General features: G+C 73.2%; 15 protein-coding genes, 1 pseudogene and 1 riboswitch. Of the genes and pseudogenes, 10 read left to right on the plus strand and 6 right to left on the minus strand.

What is annotated here, in order from left to right; all coding sequences use genetic code 11:
• Positions 1–57: 57 nt before the first annotated feature.
• Positions 58–133: riboswitch (cobalamin riboswitch) on the minus strand.
• A gap of 365 nt (positions 134–498) precedes the next feature.
• From ACWDD7_RS22525 to ACWDD7_RS22545, 5 genes are all read left to right on the plus strand, one after another.
• Positions 499–1,047 (plus strand): toxin, encoded by a 549-nt coding sequence (locus tag ACWDD7_RS22525; protein ID WP_351868927.1) that lies wholly within the window; start codon positions 499–501, stop codon positions 1,045–1,047.
• Positions 1,044–2,180 carry a DUF6545 domain-containing protein gene (locus ACWDD7_RS22530; protein WP_351868907.1) on the plus strand — a complete coding sequence of 379 codons (1,137 nt, stop codon included), beginning with the start codon at positions 1,044–1,046 and terminating at the stop codon, positions 2,178–2,180. The genes ACWDD7_RS22525 and ACWDD7_RS22530 overlap by 4 nt, the downstream gene beginning before the upstream one ends.
• Positions 2,181–2,196: 16 nt before the next feature.
• Complete coding sequence (locus ACWDD7_RS22535; RefSeq protein ID WP_450458644.1) at positions 2,197–3,378, plus strand: MAB_1171c family putative transporter; 1,182 nt, start codon at positions 2,197–2,199, stop codon at positions 3,376–3,378.
• Between the two features lie 90 nt (positions 3,379–3,468).
• Positions 3,469–4,875 carry an FAD-dependent monooxygenase gene (locus ACWDD7_RS22540; RefSeq protein ID WP_450458645.1) on the plus strand — a complete coding sequence of 469 codons (1,407 nt, stop codon included), beginning with the start codon at positions 3,469–3,471 and terminating at the stop codon, positions 4,873–4,875.
• A 42-nt stretch (positions 4,876–4,917) separates the two neighbouring features.
• Positions 4,918–5,196, plus strand: coding sequence for a hypothetical protein (locus ACWDD7_RS22545; RefSeq protein ID WP_450458710.1), 279 nt, complete (start codon positions 4,918–4,920; stop codon positions 5,194–5,196).
• A 12-nt stretch (positions 5,197–5,208) separates the two neighbouring features.
• On the opposite strand, the gene ACWDD7_RS22550 is transcribed toward ACWDD7_RS22545, so the two are convergent.
• Complete coding sequence (locus ACWDD7_RS22550) at positions 5,209–5,823, minus strand: TetR family transcriptional regulator (RefSeq protein ID WP_450458646.1); 615 nt, start codon at positions 5,821–5,823, stop codon at positions 5,209–5,211.
• A 220-nt stretch (positions 5,824–6,043) separates the two neighbouring features.
• Between ACWDD7_RS22550 and ACWDD7_RS22555 the strand changes: the two genes are divergently transcribed.
• The 4 genes from ACWDD7_RS22555 to ACWDD7_RS22570 all read left to right on the plus strand — a co-directional run bounded on the left by ACWDD7_RS22555 (position 6,044) and on the right by ACWDD7_RS22570 (position 9,971).
• Positions 6,044–7,474, plus strand: coding sequence for a glycosyltransferase family 4 protein (locus tag ACWDD7_RS22555; protein WP_450458647.1), 1,431 nt, complete (start codon positions 6,044–6,046; stop codon positions 7,472–7,474).
• Positions 7,468–8,214: a class I SAM-dependent methyltransferase gene (locus ACWDD7_RS22560; RefSeq protein WP_285554296.1), complete on the plus strand. Its 747-nt coding sequence runs from the start codon at positions 7,468–7,470 to the stop codon at positions 8,212–8,214. Before ACWDD7_RS22555 ends, ACWDD7_RS22560 begins: the two co-directional genes overlap by 7 nt.
• The gene (locus tag ACWDD7_RS22565) at positions 8,211–9,281 is read left to right on the plus strand and encodes a prenyltransferase (protein ID WP_450458648.1); all 1,071 of its coding nucleotides are present in this window, start codon (positions 8,211–8,213) and stop codon (positions 9,279–9,281) included. The genes ACWDD7_RS22560 and ACWDD7_RS22565 overlap by 4 nt, the downstream gene beginning before the upstream one ends.
• Positions 9,282–9,383: 102 nt before the next feature.
• Complete coding sequence (locus ACWDD7_RS22570; protein ID WP_450458649.1) at positions 9,384–9,971, plus strand: hypothetical protein; 588 nt, start codon at positions 9,384–9,386, stop codon at positions 9,969–9,971.
• A 14-nt stretch (positions 9,972–9,985) separates the two neighbouring features.
• Here ACWDD7_RS22570 and ACWDD7_RS22575 read toward each other — a convergent pair.
• The 5 genes and pseudogenes from ACWDD7_RS22575 to ACWDD7_RS22595 all read right to left on the minus strand — a co-directional run.
• Positions 9,986–10,168: pseudogene (locus tag ACWDD7_RS22575) on the minus strand (LLM class F420-dependent oxidoreductase); the annotation flags it as partial.
• A gap of 190 nt (positions 10,169–10,358) precedes the next feature.
• Positions 10,359–11,159 (minus strand): hypothetical protein, encoded by an 801-nt coding sequence (locus ACWDD7_RS22580; protein WP_351868888.1) that lies wholly within the window; start codon positions 11,157–11,159, stop codon positions 10,359–10,361.
• Positions 11,160–11,241: 82 nt separating this feature from the next.
• Positions 11,242–12,156 carry an N-acetylmuramoyl-L-alanine amidase gene (locus tag ACWDD7_RS22585; protein WP_450458650.1) on the minus strand — a complete coding sequence of 305 codons (915 nt, stop codon included), beginning with the start codon at positions 12,154–12,156 and terminating at the stop codon, positions 11,242–11,244.
• A 22-nt stretch (positions 12,157–12,178) separates the two neighbouring features.
• A complete protein-coding gene (locus ACWDD7_RS22590; RefSeq protein WP_392215933.1) occupies positions 12,179–12,829 on the minus strand; it encodes a class I SAM-dependent methyltransferase in 651 nt (216 codons plus the stop codon).
• Between the two features lie 183 nt (positions 12,830–13,012).
• Positions 13,013–14,755, minus strand: coding sequence for an MFS transporter (locus ACWDD7_RS22595; protein ID WP_351868880.1), 1,743 nt, complete (start codon positions 14,753–14,755; stop codon positions 13,013–13,015).
• Positions 14,756–14,969: 214 nt separating this feature from the next.
• Here ACWDD7_RS22595 and ACWDD7_RS22600 point away from each other — a divergent pair, with 214 nt between their 5' ends.
• Positions 14,970–16,400 (plus strand): MFS transporter, encoded by a 1,431-nt coding sequence (locus ACWDD7_RS22600; protein WP_392215934.1) that lies wholly within the window; start codon positions 14,970–14,972, stop codon positions 16,398–16,400.
• The last annotated feature ends 16 nt before the right edge of the window (positions 16,401–16,416 follow it).

Raw genomic sequence — 16,416 nt, forward strand, 5'->3', positions numbered from 1 at the left:
TCGACGGTGCCGTGCGCGACGGGCGGCCGGCGCACGCGAGCCGGTCACGTCCGTCCGGGGCATTCCGGCTCGCCGCTTCCTGACGGAACGGCTCACGGCTGCGGGTCAGCGCCGGAATTGCACCGGCTTCCCCCCGTACGGGTTGTGATGACGACCCCGCCACTTTACCGGCAGCCCCATGGGCGCCGGGGAGTGCCCGTGAGCACACTGTGACGGTGACGAGGGTCACGGTGGATTCCGGTGCCGGTTCCGGGGGCGCGGGGAGTCGGCGCGGGACGTGGCGCGCGCGTTTTCGTGTTGGCTGAAAGCGGCGGTGTGCCGACATGGCGCGGACGGGCGTGGAGCGTCTGTTTCGGCCAGGAGGCGGGGTGGGAGCTGTCCCGATTCCGGGATATGCCCTCTTTGTGTGGTCCGGGTCGCGGAAGTGAAGGTGGCCCGAGCGGCGGGGAGTTGGCATATTGCGGTCAGACGTGACCGCTCGCAGCCTCCGGGGGAATGGTGCGTACGACCAGGAAGATGCGCCGGTTCGCCAACGAGCTGATCGACCCCCTCCGCGTGCCGATCCCCGCCGACCCCGACGACCTGCTGGACGCGCTGGTCGAGTCCGCGATCCGCTGGCGCGGTCGCCCCATCGTCGTCCATCAGGCGAACTTTCCGCCGCAGACCTCCGCGACCGGGCTGTGGATCGAGCGCGGCGGCCGGGACGACATCGTCATCGAGGCCGACGCCCCGCCCTGGATGAAGCTCGTGATCCTGGGCCACGAGCTGTGGCACATGGCCGACGACGACCCCGCCCACCGCGCCGCGCACGCCGGGGGCGCCCCCGCGCCCGCCGGCGCCGACGGCACGGTGGCGACCGCCGCCCGCACCCGTTTCCTGGAGGCCGCGGAACAGCGGGCCGACCTGTTCGGCATGCTGATCGGCGACCGGCTGCGGCCCTGGCTGAAAGCGTCCCCCGACTCCGTGTACGCGGCGCACACCTCCGGCCACGACGACCTCGCGGGACGCATCGGCGCGGCCCTCAACTACCGCGGGGCCCGAAGGTGAGCGACCTGATCAACTACGCCAGCTGCGGGCTGCTGTGGCTCGGCCTGCTGACCAAGGCTCCCGACCTGGCGCGCCGCCCGCGGGACCCGTTCCTGCTCACCCTCAGCGCCCTGCTCGCCCTCTCCTCGCTGTGCTTCCTGCTCGGCGCCCCCGGCACCGTCGGGTTCGTCAACGGCGCCAGCGGCGTGCCCAACCTCGCCGCCCCGCTGACGTACGGGGCCATCACCGCGTACGGCGCCGCCTCCCTCGCGCTCGTCACGCGCTGGCGCGGCGGCCCCGGCACCGCCCGCGCGATCCGCCGCTGGACCCTCGGCTACACCGCCGTACTCGCCTGCATCGGCGCCCTGTTCGCCCTCGGCGACGCGTCCGTGGAGCGCCGTACGGACTTCGACACCTACTACGCCACCACGCCGTACATCGCCGAGATGATCGTCCTGTACCTCGGGGCGCATCTGACCGCCGTCGTCGTCACCGCGTGCCGGTCCCTGTGCTGGGCCCGGCGGTTGCGCGGCTCGCTGCGCGCGGGACTGGTGACCCTGGGGGTCGGCACCCTGATCGGCGGTGGGTACAGCGTCTCCAAACTCCTCGCGGTGGGCGCCCGTTGGTGGGACCGGGACTGGTCCGTGCTCGGCACGACGTTCCCCTCGGCCTGCGCCGGGATCAGTGCCGCGATCACCGTCGTCGGCATCGTGATCCCGCTGCTCGCCCCCTTCCTGGCCGTCCGGGCGCGCTGCTGGCGGGCGTACGCGCGGCTCGGCCCGCTGGAGCGGACGCTGACCGGCCTGCTCACCCGGGAAAGCCTGCGCGTGCCCCGCCCGTTGTGGCCGTCGGCCACCCGCTGGCTGACCTGGCGGCAGAGCTCCATCTACAACGGGCTGCACTACCTGGGGCGTTACCTGGACGAGGGACTGTACCGGCAGGCGTACGCCGACCGGCTGCGGACCGGCGGGGACCCGTGCCAGGCCGAGGCCGCCGCGTGGGCCGCGGTCATCGCCGCCGCCACCCGGGCCCTGCACGAGGAGCGGGAGGACGCGGCCGTACCGCTCGCCGGCCGGCCCGACCTCCCGGCGCTGCTGCGCATCTCCGACGCCCTCGCCGCGGGCACCGGCGACCGCGCCCTGGCCGTGTGCTGAGGGGGGCCGCCGCGCCATGAGCCTGATCGTGTACACGGTGGCGAGCCTGTTCACCCTGACCGCCCTGCTGATCTTCCGCCGGCCGCGCCTCGCCCTGCGGGACCCGCTCACCGCCTCCACCTGTGTGTCGATCTTCCTCGGCGGCCTCTGCTTCTTCTGCTCGGCCCCCGTCACCCTGGGCGCGGTCAACGACATCACCCGCGTCCCCAACTTCGGCGCCCCGATGACCTACAGCGTCATCTCCGCCTACAGCGCCTCTCTGCTGATCCTGCTGATCAACTGGCGCGGCGGGCCCGCCGAGCGGGTGCGCGGCCAGGTCGTGCGGGTCGCCACGGTGTACACCCTGGTGATCACCGCCGTCATCACGCTGTTCGCGCTCGCCCACGCGCCCGTCGAACGGCTGCGGGACCTCGACACCTACTACGCGAACACGCCGTACATGCGCGAGATGATCGTGCTCTATCTCGTCGGGCACGGCGCCTGCGCGCTGATCACGATCTATGTGTGTCTGCGCTGGTCCCGGGAGGTGACCGGGATCCTGCGGGTGGGGCTGCGGCTGATCATGGCGGGCCTCGCGGTGGACGTGCTCGGCTTCGAGGGCGCCAAGCTGACCGCGGTGGCGGCCCGTTGGACGGGACACGACCTGGACCGGCTGTCCACCGGTCTCGCCCCGCGCGCCGCCGCGCTCGGCGCGCTGCTGTGCGCCGCGGGGTTCGTGCTGCCCCGGCTGCTGCCCGCGACCCTCGCCCAGTGGCACAGCATCTGGGACTACCGGGCCCTCGCGCCCCTGTGGGCGGAGCTGCGGAACGTGCCGACCGCCCCCAAACCCGCGCCTCCCCGCTGGCAGTTGCCGCGCGGCCGGCTGTACTACCGCGAGCTGCGCATCCTCGACGCGCTGCTCGCCCTCCAGTCCCGCTGCGACGGCCGGGTGCGCGAGACGGCGTACCGGCAGGCCCGCGGCCAGGGCAGTCCGCCCGGCGAGGCACACTTCATCGCGGCGGCCGCGATGGTCGTGGACGCCGCGCACCAGGCCGGCCGGCCGCGGCCGGCCGAGAGCCCGGAGCCGGAGGGCGGCTCCCGGCTGCACACCGCCCTCTTCTCCGACACCGACGGACTGGTGCGGCTGGCACGGGCGTTGGCGGACTCGCCGGTCGTCAGGGCGGCTCGGGAGGGCGCGGCGCGGACCGCCCGGAGCTGATGGACGCCGACAGCAGCGGGCGGAGAACGACGCCGGAGCGGACGTCCGCGCACACGTGTCACCGGACGTCTCAGCGAAGAATGGAGAACCGTGAACGCACGAAGAGCCGTTGTCATCGGAGCCGGCCCGGCCGGTCTGCTCGCCGCCGCGGCGCTGTCGCCCGCCGTGGACGAGGTCGTCGTGCTCGACCGCGACGAGCTGCCCGAGGGGCCCGAGCACCGCAGGGGGGTGCCCCAGTCCCGGCACGCCCATCTGCTGATGCCCGGCGGCCTGGAGGCGATGGAGGAACTGCTGCCCGGGGCGGACCTGCGGGGGAGGCTGGTGGCGGCCGGGGCCCGGGAGACGGCACTGAGTTCGGACCTGCTGGCGCTCGCCCCGGTGGGCTGGTTCCGGCGCTGGCGGCACCGCGCCTTCGTGACCATGACCGCCGGCAGGCCGCTCCTGGAGTGGGGCGTGCGCCGTGCGGTGCTGGACGGCAGCCGCAACGTGGTGGTGCGCCGCGCCCGGGCCACCGGGCTGCGCGGCGGCGCCCGCCGGGTGACCGGCGTCCACCTGGCCGACGCCGACGGCGGCCCGCTGGAGGACCTGGACGCCGACTGGGTGGTGGACGCGAGCGGCCGCGGCACCCGGCTGCTGCCCTGGCTCGAAGCCCTCGGCGCGGGTGGCGTCCGTGAGCGCACCGTCGACAGCGGACTGACCAACGCCACCCGCGTCTACCGCACCCCGCCCGGCGCCCGGGACTGGCCGATGACCCTGGTGCAGGCCGACCCCTGGAGCGGGCGGCCCGGACGCAGCGGCATGATCGTGCCGATCGAGGACGGCGCGTGGATGGTGAGTCTCGGCGGGATGCGCGGCAGCGAGCCCCCGAAGGACCCGGACGCCTTCGTCGCGTACGCGCTGAACCTGCCGAGTCCCCTGGTGGGGCGCCTGATCGCGGCCGCCGAGCCGCTCGGCCCGGTGCATGTCAGCCGCAGCACCAGCAACTCCCGCCGGTACCTGGAGAAGGCGCGCCGCTGGCCGGAGGGGCTGGTCGCGCTCGGGGACGCGGCGGCCACGTTCAACCCGGTCTACGGGCAGGGCATGTCGGCCGCCGCGCTCGGTGCCCGCGCCCTGGCCCAGGCGGTGCGCGAGCACGGGATCGAGGCGCCGGGGCTGGCCCGGCGGGTGCAGCGGGCGGTGGCCCGCGCGGCGGAGGGCGCCTGGTCGGCGGCCGTCGGCACGGACGTCCTCTACCCCGGGGTGGAGGGCGGCCGCGTGACGCTCGGGGACCGGGTGGCCGCCGCCTACTCCCGGCGGCTGTACCACGCGGCCACCGGTTCCTACGCCGCGGCCGCCGCCCTCTGGGACGTCACCACCCTGCGCACCCCGCCCTCCCGCCTCTTCCGCCCCGACGCGCTCCTGCACGCCCTCACCGGGCCGCCCCTGCCCGCCCTGTCGGGTCCGCCGCTCACGGCCGCCGAACGGGACTTCCTGGCCGGCCTCGAACCCTCGGCGTAGAAAACGGCGGAGGGCGGGCGGAGCACCCGGGAGGCGGGTGGGGTGAGCAGCTCGGCCACCTGCGGGTTCACCCGGGCCGGGGCGGTGGAACTCAGACCGCCGCCTGACGAGGATCCCGACGACGCCACCGTGACCGATCCGCTCGGCGACTACCTCGACTCCCTGGAGCGGGTGGGCCGACGCCGCCCGCCGGTCCCGCCCGACGACCCGGACACCGACGCGGCCGAACCCGTCCTCACGGCGGCCGGGACCTGTCCGGCGGAGGCCGTCTCCCTCACCCTGCGCGGCAGCGGGGAGCCGGTGTTCCCGCCCGAGGAGTGAGCGGGCCCGATGTCATTCCCGCGGGGTGGTCAGGTCGATCAGGCGGCAGACCGTCTCGATGTCCATCTTCACCTGGGCGATGGAGGCACGGCCGGAGAGCCAGGTGACGAGGGCCGAGTGCCAGGTGTGCTCGATGACGCGGACGGCGGAGAGCTGCTCGGGGGTCGGGTCGTCCAGGCCCATGGCGTCCAGGATGATCGCCGTGGTCTGGCGGGACACCTGGTCCACCTCGGGGCTGACGCTGCGGTCGGCGAAGGTCAGCGCGCGGACCATCGCGTCGGCCAGGTGCGGCTCGCGCTGAAGGGCGCGGAAGGCGCGCATCAGGGTCTCGGCGACCCGTTCGGCGGGGGTGTCACCGGCCGGCGGCTTGCGGCGCAGGGTGCCGTGCATGCGCTCCAGCTGGTCCTGCATGGTGGCCACCAACAGGTGGACCTTGGACGGGAAATAGCGGTACAGCGTGCCGAGGGCCACCTGGGAGGACTCGGCCACCTCGCGCATCTGCACCGCGTCGAAACCGCCCCGGCCCGCCAACTGTGCGCTCGCGTGCAGGATGCGGCGACGGCGGGCTTCCTGACGCGCCGTGAGCGGTGAAGCGGCGGGGCGCGACGTACTGGCTTCCGCAGGCATGGGTCCCGTTCCGTGACGATCGGTGAGGGTGTCGGCAGGGCATGTGATCGGACGGCACGGCAGGGCCGCTCGCCGTGGCGTGAATCACCTGATCCACTGGTCACAGCACCCCTACCTGCCGGTAGATTCAGAGCCTCCTGAACGATCAAGTCTGAAACTTGTTCTAGATTAGCGTCCCGTCGTAGTCTCGCGGGACAGTGCTGGCAGAAGGGGGCACGCAGTGACCGCTGAGGCCCGGGAAGCGGGTGCCCGTGAGGACTCGCTCCGCATCGCGCTCCTCACCTACAAGGGGAACCCGTTCTGCGGCGGTCAGGGCGTCTACGTACGACACCTCTCGCGCGAGCTGGCCCGCCTCGGACACCGCGTGGAGGTCATCGGCTCCCAGCCCTACCCGGTGCTCGACGAGGGGTACCCCGGGCTCACCCTGACCGAGCTGCCCAGCCTCGACCTCTACCGCCAGCCCGATCCCTTCCGCACCCCCGGCCGCGACGAGTACCGGGACTGGATCGACGCCCTCGAAGTGGGCACGATGTGGACCGGCGGCTTCCCCGAGCCGCTCACCTTCTCGCTGCGCGCCCGCCGGATGCTGCGGGCCCGGCGCGGCGACTTCGACGTCGTCCACGACAACCAGACCCTCGGCTACGGCCTCCTCGGCGACGTCGGCGCGCCGCTGGTCACCACCATCCACCACCCCATCACCGTGGACCGGCAGCTGGAGCTGGACGCGGCGGAGGGCTGGCAGCGGCGGTACTCGGTGCGCCGGTGGTACGCCTTCACGCGGATGCAGAAGCGGGTCGCGCGCCGGCTGCCCTCGGTGCTCACCGTCTCCGGCAGCTCCCGCCAGGAGATCGTGGACCATCTCGGGGTCCGGCCGGACCGCGTCCACGTGGTGCACATCGGTGCCGACACCGACCTCTTCGCGCCGGATCCGGCCGTGCCCGAGGTGCCGGGGCGGATCGTCACCACCTCCAGCGCCGATGTGCCGCTCAAGGGGCTGGTGTTCCTCGTGGAGGCGCTGGCCAAGGTGCGCACGGAGCATCCGGCCGCGCATCTCGTCGTCGTCGGCAAGCGGCCCGAGGAGGGGCCGGTCGCGCAGGCGATCGAGCGGTACGGCCTCGACGGCGCCGTCGAGTTCGTCAAGGGCATCTCCGACGCCGAGCTGGTCGATCTGATCCGGTCCGCCGAGGTGGCCTGCGTGCCCTCGCTGTACGAGGGGTTCTCCCTGCCCGCGGCCGAGGCCATGGCCACGGGCACGCCGCTGGTCGCGACGACCGGCGGCGCGATCCCCGAGGTCGCGGGCCGCGACGGCGAGACGTGCCTGGCGGTGCCGCCCGGCGACGCGGGGGCGCTGGCCGCCGGGCTCGGCCGGCTCCTGGGCGACGCCGAGCTGCGCGCCCGGCTCGGCGGGGCGGGCCGTAAGCGGGTACTGGCCAACTTCACCTGGGCCCGCGCGGCGGAGGGCACGGTCGCCCAGTACCGCGAGGCGATGGCCGCCGGCGGCCGCGGGCCCGTCCCCGGCGGCTCCGCCACCGGCCCGCGCCGCTCCGCGCCCCAGTCTCCCGGCCGCTCCTCGGCCCCGGCCGAGGTCGCCGTCTCCGCAACCCCCCCAAGTGACACCAGCGTCTCTCCCGAAAGCAGGGCCACGTGCTGACCGTCGACTTCTCCCGGTTCCCGCTCGCCCCGGGGGACCGTGTCCTGGACCTCGGCTGCGGGGCCGGCCGGCACGCGTTCGAGTGTTATCGGCGCGGTGCCCAGGTCGTGGCGCTCGACCAGAACGGCGAGGAGATCCGCGAGGTCGCGAAGTGGTTCGCGGCGATGAAGGAGGCCGGCGAGGCCCCCGAGGGCGCCACCGCGACCGCGATGGAGGGCGACGCGCTGGCGCTGCCGTTCCCGGACGAGTCGTTCGACGTGGTGATCATCTCCGAGGTGATGGAGCACATCCCCGACGACAAGGGCGTGCTCGCCGAGATGGTGCGCGTGCTCAGGCCCGGCGGCCGGATCGCGATCACCGTGCCCCGCTACGGTCCGGAGAAGGTCTGCTGGGCGCTGTCCGACGCCTACCACGAGGTCGAGGGCGGCCACATCCGCATCTACAAGGCCGACGAGTTGGTGGCGAAGGTCCGGGAGGCCGGCCTGAAGCCGTACGGCAGCCACCACGCGCACGCCCTGCACGCCCCCTACTGGTGGCTGAAGTGCGCCTTCGGCGTCGACAACGACAAGGCGCTGCCGGTACGCGCGTACCACAAGCTGCTGGTCTGGGACATCATGAAGAAGCCGCTGGCCACCCGGCTCGCCGAGCGGACGCTCAACCCGGTGATGGGCAAGAGCTTCGTGGTCTACGCGACCAAGCCCCACCTGCCCCGGCTCGCCGAGGAGGCGGCCGCCCAGTGACCACCCCCCGGACAGAACACCTCGTCCTGCCCGGGGTCCTCACCGCCGAGCAGGCCGCCGCGACCGTCCGCGGCATCCTCGCCGTTCAGCGGGAGGACGGTGCGATCCCGTGGTTCCGGGGTCACCACCTGGACCCCTGGGACCACACCGAGGCCGCCATGGCCCTGGACGCGGCCGGTGAGCACGAGGCGGCGGAGCGCGCCTACCTGTGGCTCGCCCGGCACCAGAACGAGGACGGCTCCTGGTACGCGGCCTACGCCGACGGAGCCCACGACGAGGTCACCGACCGCGCCCGCGAGTCCAACTTCGTGGCGTACATAGCCGTCGGCGTCTGGCACCACTACCTGTCCACCGGCGACGACACGTTCCTGGACCGCCTGTGGCCGTGCGTCTACGCGGCCGTGGAGTGGGTGCTCGCCCTTCAGCAGCCCGGCGGGCAGATCGGCTGGCGGCGCGACGAGGACGGGGCGCCGACCACGGACGCGCTGCTGACCGGCAGTTCCTCCATCCACCACGCGCTGCGCTGTGCGCTCGCCATCGCCGAGCAGCGCGAAGAGGCGCAGCCGGACTGGGAGTTGGCGGCCGGCGCGCTGCGGCACGCGATCCGTCGGCACCCGGAGCGGTTCCTGGACAAGGAGCGCTACTCGATGGACTGGTACTACCCGGTCCTCGGTGGCGCCCTGACCGGGGCGGAGGCCGAGGCGCGGATAGCCGGGTCCTGGGACCGGTTCGTCGTCCCCGGGCTCGGGGTGCGCTGTGTCGTGCCCAATCCGTGGGTGACCGGCGGCGAGTCCTGCGAACTGGCGCTCGCGCTGTGGGCGGTGGGGGAGTCGGACCGGGCCCTGGAGATCCTCAAGTCGATCCAGCATCTGCGCGACCCCGAGTCCGGCCTGTACTGGACGGGTTACGTCTTCGACGACGACGCCGTATGGCCGCGCGAACTGACCAGCTGGACCGCCGGATCCCTGCTGCTCGCGGTCGCCGCGCTCGGCGGCCACGAGGCCACCTGCGCGGTCTTCGGCGGCGCGTACCTCCCGGCGGGCCTCGACCCGGACTGCTGCCGCTGACCGCCGCCGACCCGACGTGTCCCCCGAGTGGCGTAACCATCCGCCCGGAGTGACGGTGGAGAAGGAAGCCCCCCACTCGGAAAGACACGTCGGGAGGACCTCGTGCCTGTACCGATACGGCGTCTGTGCGTGGCGCTGACCCTGTGCTGTGCCCTGGTGGCCGGTGCGACGGCCTGCGGAAGCAGCAACGCCGGTTCCCGCGCCGACACCGGGGCGACGGTCGCCGCAGCGGCTGTGGACCAGCCCGCGGCCGAGCCCAGCCCCACCACGTCCGCCGAGAAACAGAGGTTCGCCAAGACCAGGTTCGTGGCGAACGCGGGCCTCGCGGCCGGTGCCACCTACCAGTGGATCGTGAAGCCCTGGAAGGCGGGCAAGTTCAAGAAGGGTGCCCATGGCCGCAAGCTGGCCCTGGTGAAGGCGGGCGTCGCCGGGCTCTTCGCCTACAACCGGCTGAAGGCGGCCGAGCGCAACGCCAAGGGCGACCCGCTGCTCTCCAAGGCACTCGCACCGCTGAGCAAGAGCATCGAGAACCTGAAGAACCTGCCGGCCAAGCTGCGCCACGGTGACACCGGCGCGGCGAGCGACTTCAACGACGTCATCAACAACGTGAAGGACGCGGGGAAGAGCGCCGGCGCCCCGGTCAAGAACAAGGTGCCGACGGCGGGTCAGCTCCGCAGTGGCGGGCAGTAAGACCCCGGAGCTTCCTAGGAGTTCAGCTCCGCGAGCACGCGGAGGGTGTACGGGTCCGGTGACAGGGCCGGCAGGTCCGTCACCGGACCCGCGCGCCATGACTCCAGCCGTTCCGCGGTCCGCGCGCGCGGACCGACGAGCGAGATCTCGTCGGCGAAGGCGTCCGGTACGGCGAGTACCGCCTCCTCCCGTCGCCCCGCCCCCGAGCCGTTCCGCCTCCCGGGCGAGCGGCACATGACCGGCGTCCGGGCCGCGTCCCCGGTAGCCGAGTGCGAGACCGAGCCGCATGTCCCTGCCTCCTGACATACCGTCAGACGCCAGCCGGGGGGCGACTGTACGGCAACGGCCCCCCGCCCGGAAGGGCGAGGGGCCGTTGCCGTCACGGGATCAGCCGCGCTGAATGCCCGAGGTGTCCTGCAGTACGCCGCGACGGCCGTCCTGGGTCTGCGCCACCAGCGCGGCACCGCGCTGTTCGACCGCCAAGTACCAGGTGCCCGGCGCCAGTTCGGCGATCGGGGTCGGCGAGCCGTCCTCCGCGAACAGCGGACGGGTCACCGGCACCGCGAACCAGAACGGCGAGAAGTCCGCCGGAGCGGGCTGCTGCGGCGCGGCACCCTGCGTGGGCGCCGGCTGCGGCTGGCCGTACGGCTGGCCCTGCTGCGGCTGGGCGCCGTACGGCTGCTGCGGGGCACCCTGAGCGCCCGGGTAGCCGTAACCGGCGGGCGGCTGGGCGCCGTAGGGCTGCGGAGCGACCGGCTTGGGGGCCGGGAGCAGCGCGCCCTGGAGCGCCGGAACCAGCGGACCGGCGACGGCCGCGGCGGCGAGGACGAGGGCGGCGATGAACCCGAGCACGAGGCCGGAGCCCGCGTCGATGTGGTCCGGCACGTCCACCAGCGTCCAGAACAGGGTCCACGCGGAAAGGATCGTGAACCCGGTGCCCACCATGCCGAGATCCAGGCCCAGCACCTTGCGCTGCTGCGGCATGCAGCGGTTGAGGACGATCAGCGCGGCACCGATGACGGCCCCCATGTACGTGCCGAGGCCCGTCCCAAGGTTGTCCCATACGCCCTGGCTGTCCGAGAAGCCGGAGGCCGAGTAGGAGTAGAGATCGAGGAACGACGCGATGAACAGCAACACCGCTGCTCCGATCACCACGCCGTCGCCTCTAGTGAGGGAGCGGATGTTCACTTCAGGTCCTTCGTGAGTCGTCTCGTCGTCGGTAGACACTACCGTCCGCAAGATCCGGCTGTCCGGCCGGTTGCCGCCCCGGTCAGGACTCGCGCAGGAAACTCACGATTCCCTCAGACATTCCCTGCGCGGCCTTCTGCCGCCAGGATTCGCTGGTCAGCAGTGCCGCGTCCGTGGCGTCGCGCATGTTGCCGCACTCGATGAACACCTTGGGAACCGTTGACAGATTGAGACCGCCGAGGTCCGTGCGGGTATCGAGAGCGGTGCCGTGACCGATGTAGTTGGACGGCGGCTCACCGGTCACCCGCAGGAAGCCCGCCGCGACGCGCTTGCCCAGATCGCGCGAGGGCCCGACGATCGGCCGGGTGTCGGCGGCACCCGCGTGCACCGTGCCCGGCAGGATCACATGGAAGCCCCGGTCCCCCGCCGGCGCCCCGTCGGCGTGGATCGAGATCGCCGCGTCCGCGTGCGCCTTGTTGCCGATCCCGGCCCGCTCGTCCACGCACGGACCCCAGTCCGGGCCCTTGTCGTCATGGGTCAGCCGCACGGTGACGCCCTGCCGCTCAAGGAGCGTCCGCAGTCGGTGCGCCACGTCGAGGGTGAACCGGGCCTCCGGGTAACCGTCATCGGTGGAGGTGCCGGTGGTGTCGCACTCCTTCCGGCCGTTCCCGACGTCCACCTCGCGGTTGATCTCGGCCGTGTGCCGGAAGTTGCCGACGTTGTGCCCCGGGTCGATGACGACGACCTTGCCCCTGAGCGGGGCGTCACCCTTGCCGTCGGCACCCGCGGAGGGGGACGGCGAGGCGTGCGAGGCCGGGGCGGACGACGCGTCGGCGTGCCGCGCGCCGCCGGACCCGCCGGCGCCCACCGCCTCGTACACCAGCCAGCCGATCAGCGCTCCGGGCACCAGCGCGGCGAGCGCCACGACGAACGGTGCGCGCCAGGGCCGGCGGCGCTGCTGCCGCGGGGGTTCGGACTCCGGACCTGTGTATGACACGTCAGCGACTCTAACCGGGACCTCAGATCCCCGCCCCCGTGCGCCGCAGGACCCGCAGTGAGCCGGTGGCCGCCGTCTCGGTGAACGCTCCGGAGGCGAGGGCCCGCAGGTAGACCCGGTAGGGAGCCTGCCCGGTGAACTCGTCCTCGGGCTCCGGGAACACGTCGTGGATGACGAGCAGTCCGCCGTCGGCCACGTGCGGGGCCCAGCCCTCGTAGTCGGCGTTCGCGTGTTCGTCGGTGTGCCCGCCGTCGATGAACACGAACCCCAGCGGGCTGCCCCACACGGCCGCGACCTGCGGTGAGCGTCCGACCAGCGCGATCACGTGCTCTTCCAGCCCCGCCTTGAACAGCGTCCGCCGGAAGGCGGGCAGCGTGTCCATGAGTCCGACCTCGGGGTCCACGGTGTCCGGGTCGTGGTAGTCCCAGCCCGGCTGCTGCTCCTCGCTGCCCCGGTGGTGGTCCACGGTCAGCGCGGTCACCCCGGCCGCCCGCGCCGCGTCGGCCAGCAGCACGGTCGACCGCCCGCAGTACGTGCCCACCTCCAGCAAGGGCAACCCGAGCCCCCCGGCCTCCACCGCCGCCGCGTACAGGGCCAGCCCCTCGTCCACGGGCATGAACCCCTTGGCCGCCTCGAACGCGGCGAGGATCTCGGACTTGGGAGCGGTGGCCATAGGACGCCTTTCGGTGGTACGGCTGTTCGGGCCCCATGCTGCCGCACACCTGTCGACGGCGTCACGTGGGGCGCCCCCTCAGGGGCGCGGGGCCGTGTCCGGACGCGGCCCGCCGCGCGGGCGCGACCGGCCGCAGCGAACCCGAAAGCCGCGGGACCACAGCCCCCCGCTCCCCGGTGGGCGCTACACACTCACCGCTTCACCGGGCAGGGAGAGGTCCACCTCGACCGCCCTCTCCTCGCCGTGGTGCGTCGCGGCCGAGGCCAGCGGCCCGTGCCCGGCCGCGCGCGCGGCCAGCACATACGCGCCCTGCCCCGGCACCGCGATCGCATACCCCCCGTCCTCACCGGAGACGGCCGCCCCGGCCTGCCGCCCCCGCCGGTCGATGAGCGTCACCTTGGCACGGGCGACGGGAACACCGGCGGCGTCCAGCACCCGCCCCCGGAACCCCCGCAGCACTTCCTCCGCCCGCTCCAGCACGGCGTCCTCCTCGCTGCTGGCCCGAAGCTGGACGTGCCGCTGAGCCGGGCCGCCCTTCGGCAGGAACAGCGCCAGCACCAACCCCGCCGCCACCGCACCCGTCGCGATGAGGAACGACACCCGGAACCCGTGCATCGTCGGAATCGCCATACCCCCGACGGAGTGCGCCGTGTTGGCGAGCACCATCCCGATGACGGCGCTCGACACCGACGTACCGATGGACCGCATCAGCGTGTTGAGCCCGTTCGCGGCGCCCGTCTCCGACGCCGGCACCGCGCCGACGATCAGCGCGGGCAGCGAGGAGTACGCGAGCCCGATGCCCGCGCCGAGGATCACGGACGTGAGGATCGTCTCCCAGGCCGCCTGCATGAGACCGAGCCCGCCGCCGTACCCGATCGCGATGACCAGGAGGCCGATGATGAGCGTGGTCTTGGGGCCGTAGCGGGCGGAGAGGCGGGCGTACACCGGCGCGGTGAACATCATCGTCAGGCCCAGCGGCGCCACGCACAGACCGGCGACGACCATCGACTGGCCGAGCCCGTACCCCGTGGCCTTCGGCAGCTGGAGCAGCTGGGGCAGGACGAGCGAGACGACGTAGAACGCGACGCCGACCATGATCGACGCCAGGTTGGTGAAGAGCACGGCGGGCCGGGCGGTGGTGCGCAGGTCGACCAGCGGCGCGCCGGCACGCAGCTCGTACAGGCCCCACAGCAGCAGTACGACGACGGCCGCGCCGAACAGGCCGAGGGTCGTGCCCGAGGCCCAGCCCCAGTCGCTGCCCTTGGTGATGGGCAGCAGGAGCAGCACCAGACCGGCGGACAGACCGAGTGCGCCGGGCAGGTCGAAGGAGCCCTCGGCGCGCATCGGCGACTCGGACACGGTGAGCAGGGTGAGGGCGATGGCGAGCACACCGAGGCCCGCGGCGCCGTAGAACAGCGCGTGCCAGTCGGTGTGCTGGGCGACCAGCGCGGCGGCGGGCAGGGCGAGGCCGCCGCCCACGCCTATGGAGGAGCTCATCAGCGCCATGGCGGAGCCGAGCCGTTCGCGCGGCAGCGTGTCGCGCATCAGGCCGATGCCGAGGGGGATCGCGCCCATCGCGAAGCCCTGGAGGGTGCGGCCCACGATCATGGTGAGCAGCTGGCTGGTGAGCGCGCTGACCAGGGCGCCGATCACCATCACGGCGAGGCTGGTGACCAGCATCCGCCGCTTGCCGTACAGATCGCCGAGCCGGCCCATGATCGGGGTGGCGACGGCACCGGACAGCAGGGTCGAGGTGAGCACCCAGGTGGCGTTGCTGGGCGCGGTGTGCAGCAGCTGCGGCAGGTCTTTGATGACCGGCACCAGCAGGGTCTGCATCACCGCGACCACGATGCCCGCGAAGGCGAGCACCGGGACGACGGCCCCGCTCGCCTTCCGCTGCGGTTCGTCGGTCGTCGTGTGGGTCATTGAGTGCGGCCTCCCGTAAGACATAAGTGCCGGGTAAACCTCATATGCGCGCGCAACTATTCCGTTGCTTCGGGCCCCTAATGATTATTTGACCATCCTATGGGTTTCTGAATCGCCGTCAGGAACGTTCCCCGCGGGCCGGGTGGCGTAGTCCGCGCGGAGGAGGCCCCCTGGTCCGAAATGCCGATGCAAGGACCGCAACCGGCCTGAGACCATGACATCCATGCTGGAGACCGCCGACACCCCGCCCCTCATATCCCGTCGTACGGCACCTCCGACCTGGTTGGTGGTGGCTCTGGCCTGTGCCGGGCAGTTCCTGGTGGTGCTGGACGTGTCCGTGGTGAACGTCGCGCTGCCGTCGATACGCACGGACCTCGGCCTCGGCGCGTCCGGCCTGCAATGGGTGGTGAACGCGTACGCGATCGCCTTCGCCGGGTTCATGCTCCTCGGCGGCCGGGCCGGGGACCTCTTCGGCCGCAAGCGGATGTTCCTGGTCGGCCTCGGCCTGTTCACCCTGGCCTCGCTGGGCGGCGGACTCGCCCAGGACGGCTGGCAGTTGCTGCTCGCCCGCGCGGCGCAGGGACTCGGCGCGGCCGTCCTCGCGCCCTCCACGCTCACCCTGCTGACGGCGGCGGTGCCGGAGGGCGCCGCGCGTGCCCGGGCCATCGCCACCTGGGCCGCGGTGGGTGCGGGCGGCGGCGCCGCGGGCGGACTCGTCGGCGGCGTGCTGGTGGACGTGCTGTCCTGGCGCTGGGTACTGCTGATCAACGTGCCGGTGGGCGCGGTGGTGCTGGCCGGCTCGCTGCGCTGGCTGGTGGAGAGCCGCGCCGGGGACGGCCGCCGCCTCGACCTGCCGGGCGCGCTGCTGGTCACCGCCGGTCTGGGCACGCTGGCGTACGGCATCTCGCGCACCCAGGAGAAGGGCTGGACCGCCGCGGCCACCCTCGTGCCGCTGGCCGCCGGGGTGCTGCTGGTCTGTCTGTTCCTGCTGGTCGAGGCGCGGACCCCGGCCCCGCTGATGCCGCTCGGGCTGCTGCGCAGGCGCCCGGTGGCGTCGGCGAACGCGGCGATGCTGGTGTCCGGCTCCGCGATGTTCTGCATGTGGTACTTCATGACGCTGTACGCCCAGAACGTGCTCGGCTACTCCCCGCTGGCGGCCGGCGCCGCGCTCGTGCCCAGTTCGCTCGCCGTCGTCGTCGGCTCCAAGGTGGCGCCGCGGCTGATGCGCACGGCGGGGGCGCGGAGCGTGGCCGTGCTGGGCACGCTGGTGGCCGCGGGCGGGTTCGCCTGGCAGTCGACCATGAGCGCGCACGAGGCGTACGTCACCGCGATCATGTGTCCGGGCATCCTGATGATGCTGGGCGGCGGCCTGGCCATGACCCCGCTGGCCGCCCTCGCGACCTCGGGGGCGGCGCACCACGAGGCCGGTGTGGTCTCGGGACTGGTCAACACCTCGCGCACGATGGGCGGTTCGCTCGGCCTCGCGGTGATGTCGACCATCGCCGCGACCGGCACGGGCACCGGCACCGGCCCCCAGGCCCTGACCGACGGCTACGCCCTGGCCTTCCGCGCCTCCACGGCGGTGCTGCTGGGCGGGGCGGCGCTGATGCTGCTGTGGCTGCCGCGCCGCGTCTCGGCACACTGACCCCGGCTCGGAGCCG

The organism is Streptomyces sp. NPDC001056 (assembly GCF_053598955.1).

What these genes read in the sequence shown, in the direction of transcription:
- ACWDD7_RS22600 (WP_392215934.1), top strand. Translation starts at nt 14,970, where the DNA reads ATGACATCCATGCTGGAGACCGCCGACACCCCGCCCCTCATATCCCGT.
- ACWDD7_RS22550 (WP_450458646.1), bottom strand. Translation starts at nt 5,823, where the DNA reads ATGCCTGCGGAAGCCAGTACGTCGCGCCCCGCCGCTTCACCGCTCACG.
- ACWDD7_RS22590 (WP_392215933.1), bottom strand. Translation starts at nt 12,829, where the DNA reads ATGGCCACCGCTCCCAAGTCCGAGATCCTCGCCGCGTTCGAGGCGGCC.
- ACWDD7_RS22535 (WP_450458644.1), top strand. Translation starts at nt 2,197, where the DNA reads ATGAGCCTGATCGTGTACACGGTGGCGAGCCTGTTCACCCTGACCGCC.
- ACWDD7_RS22595 (WP_351868880.1), bottom strand. Translation starts at nt 14,755, where the DNA reads ATGACCCACACGACGACCGACGAACCGCAGCGGAAGGCGAGCGGGGCC.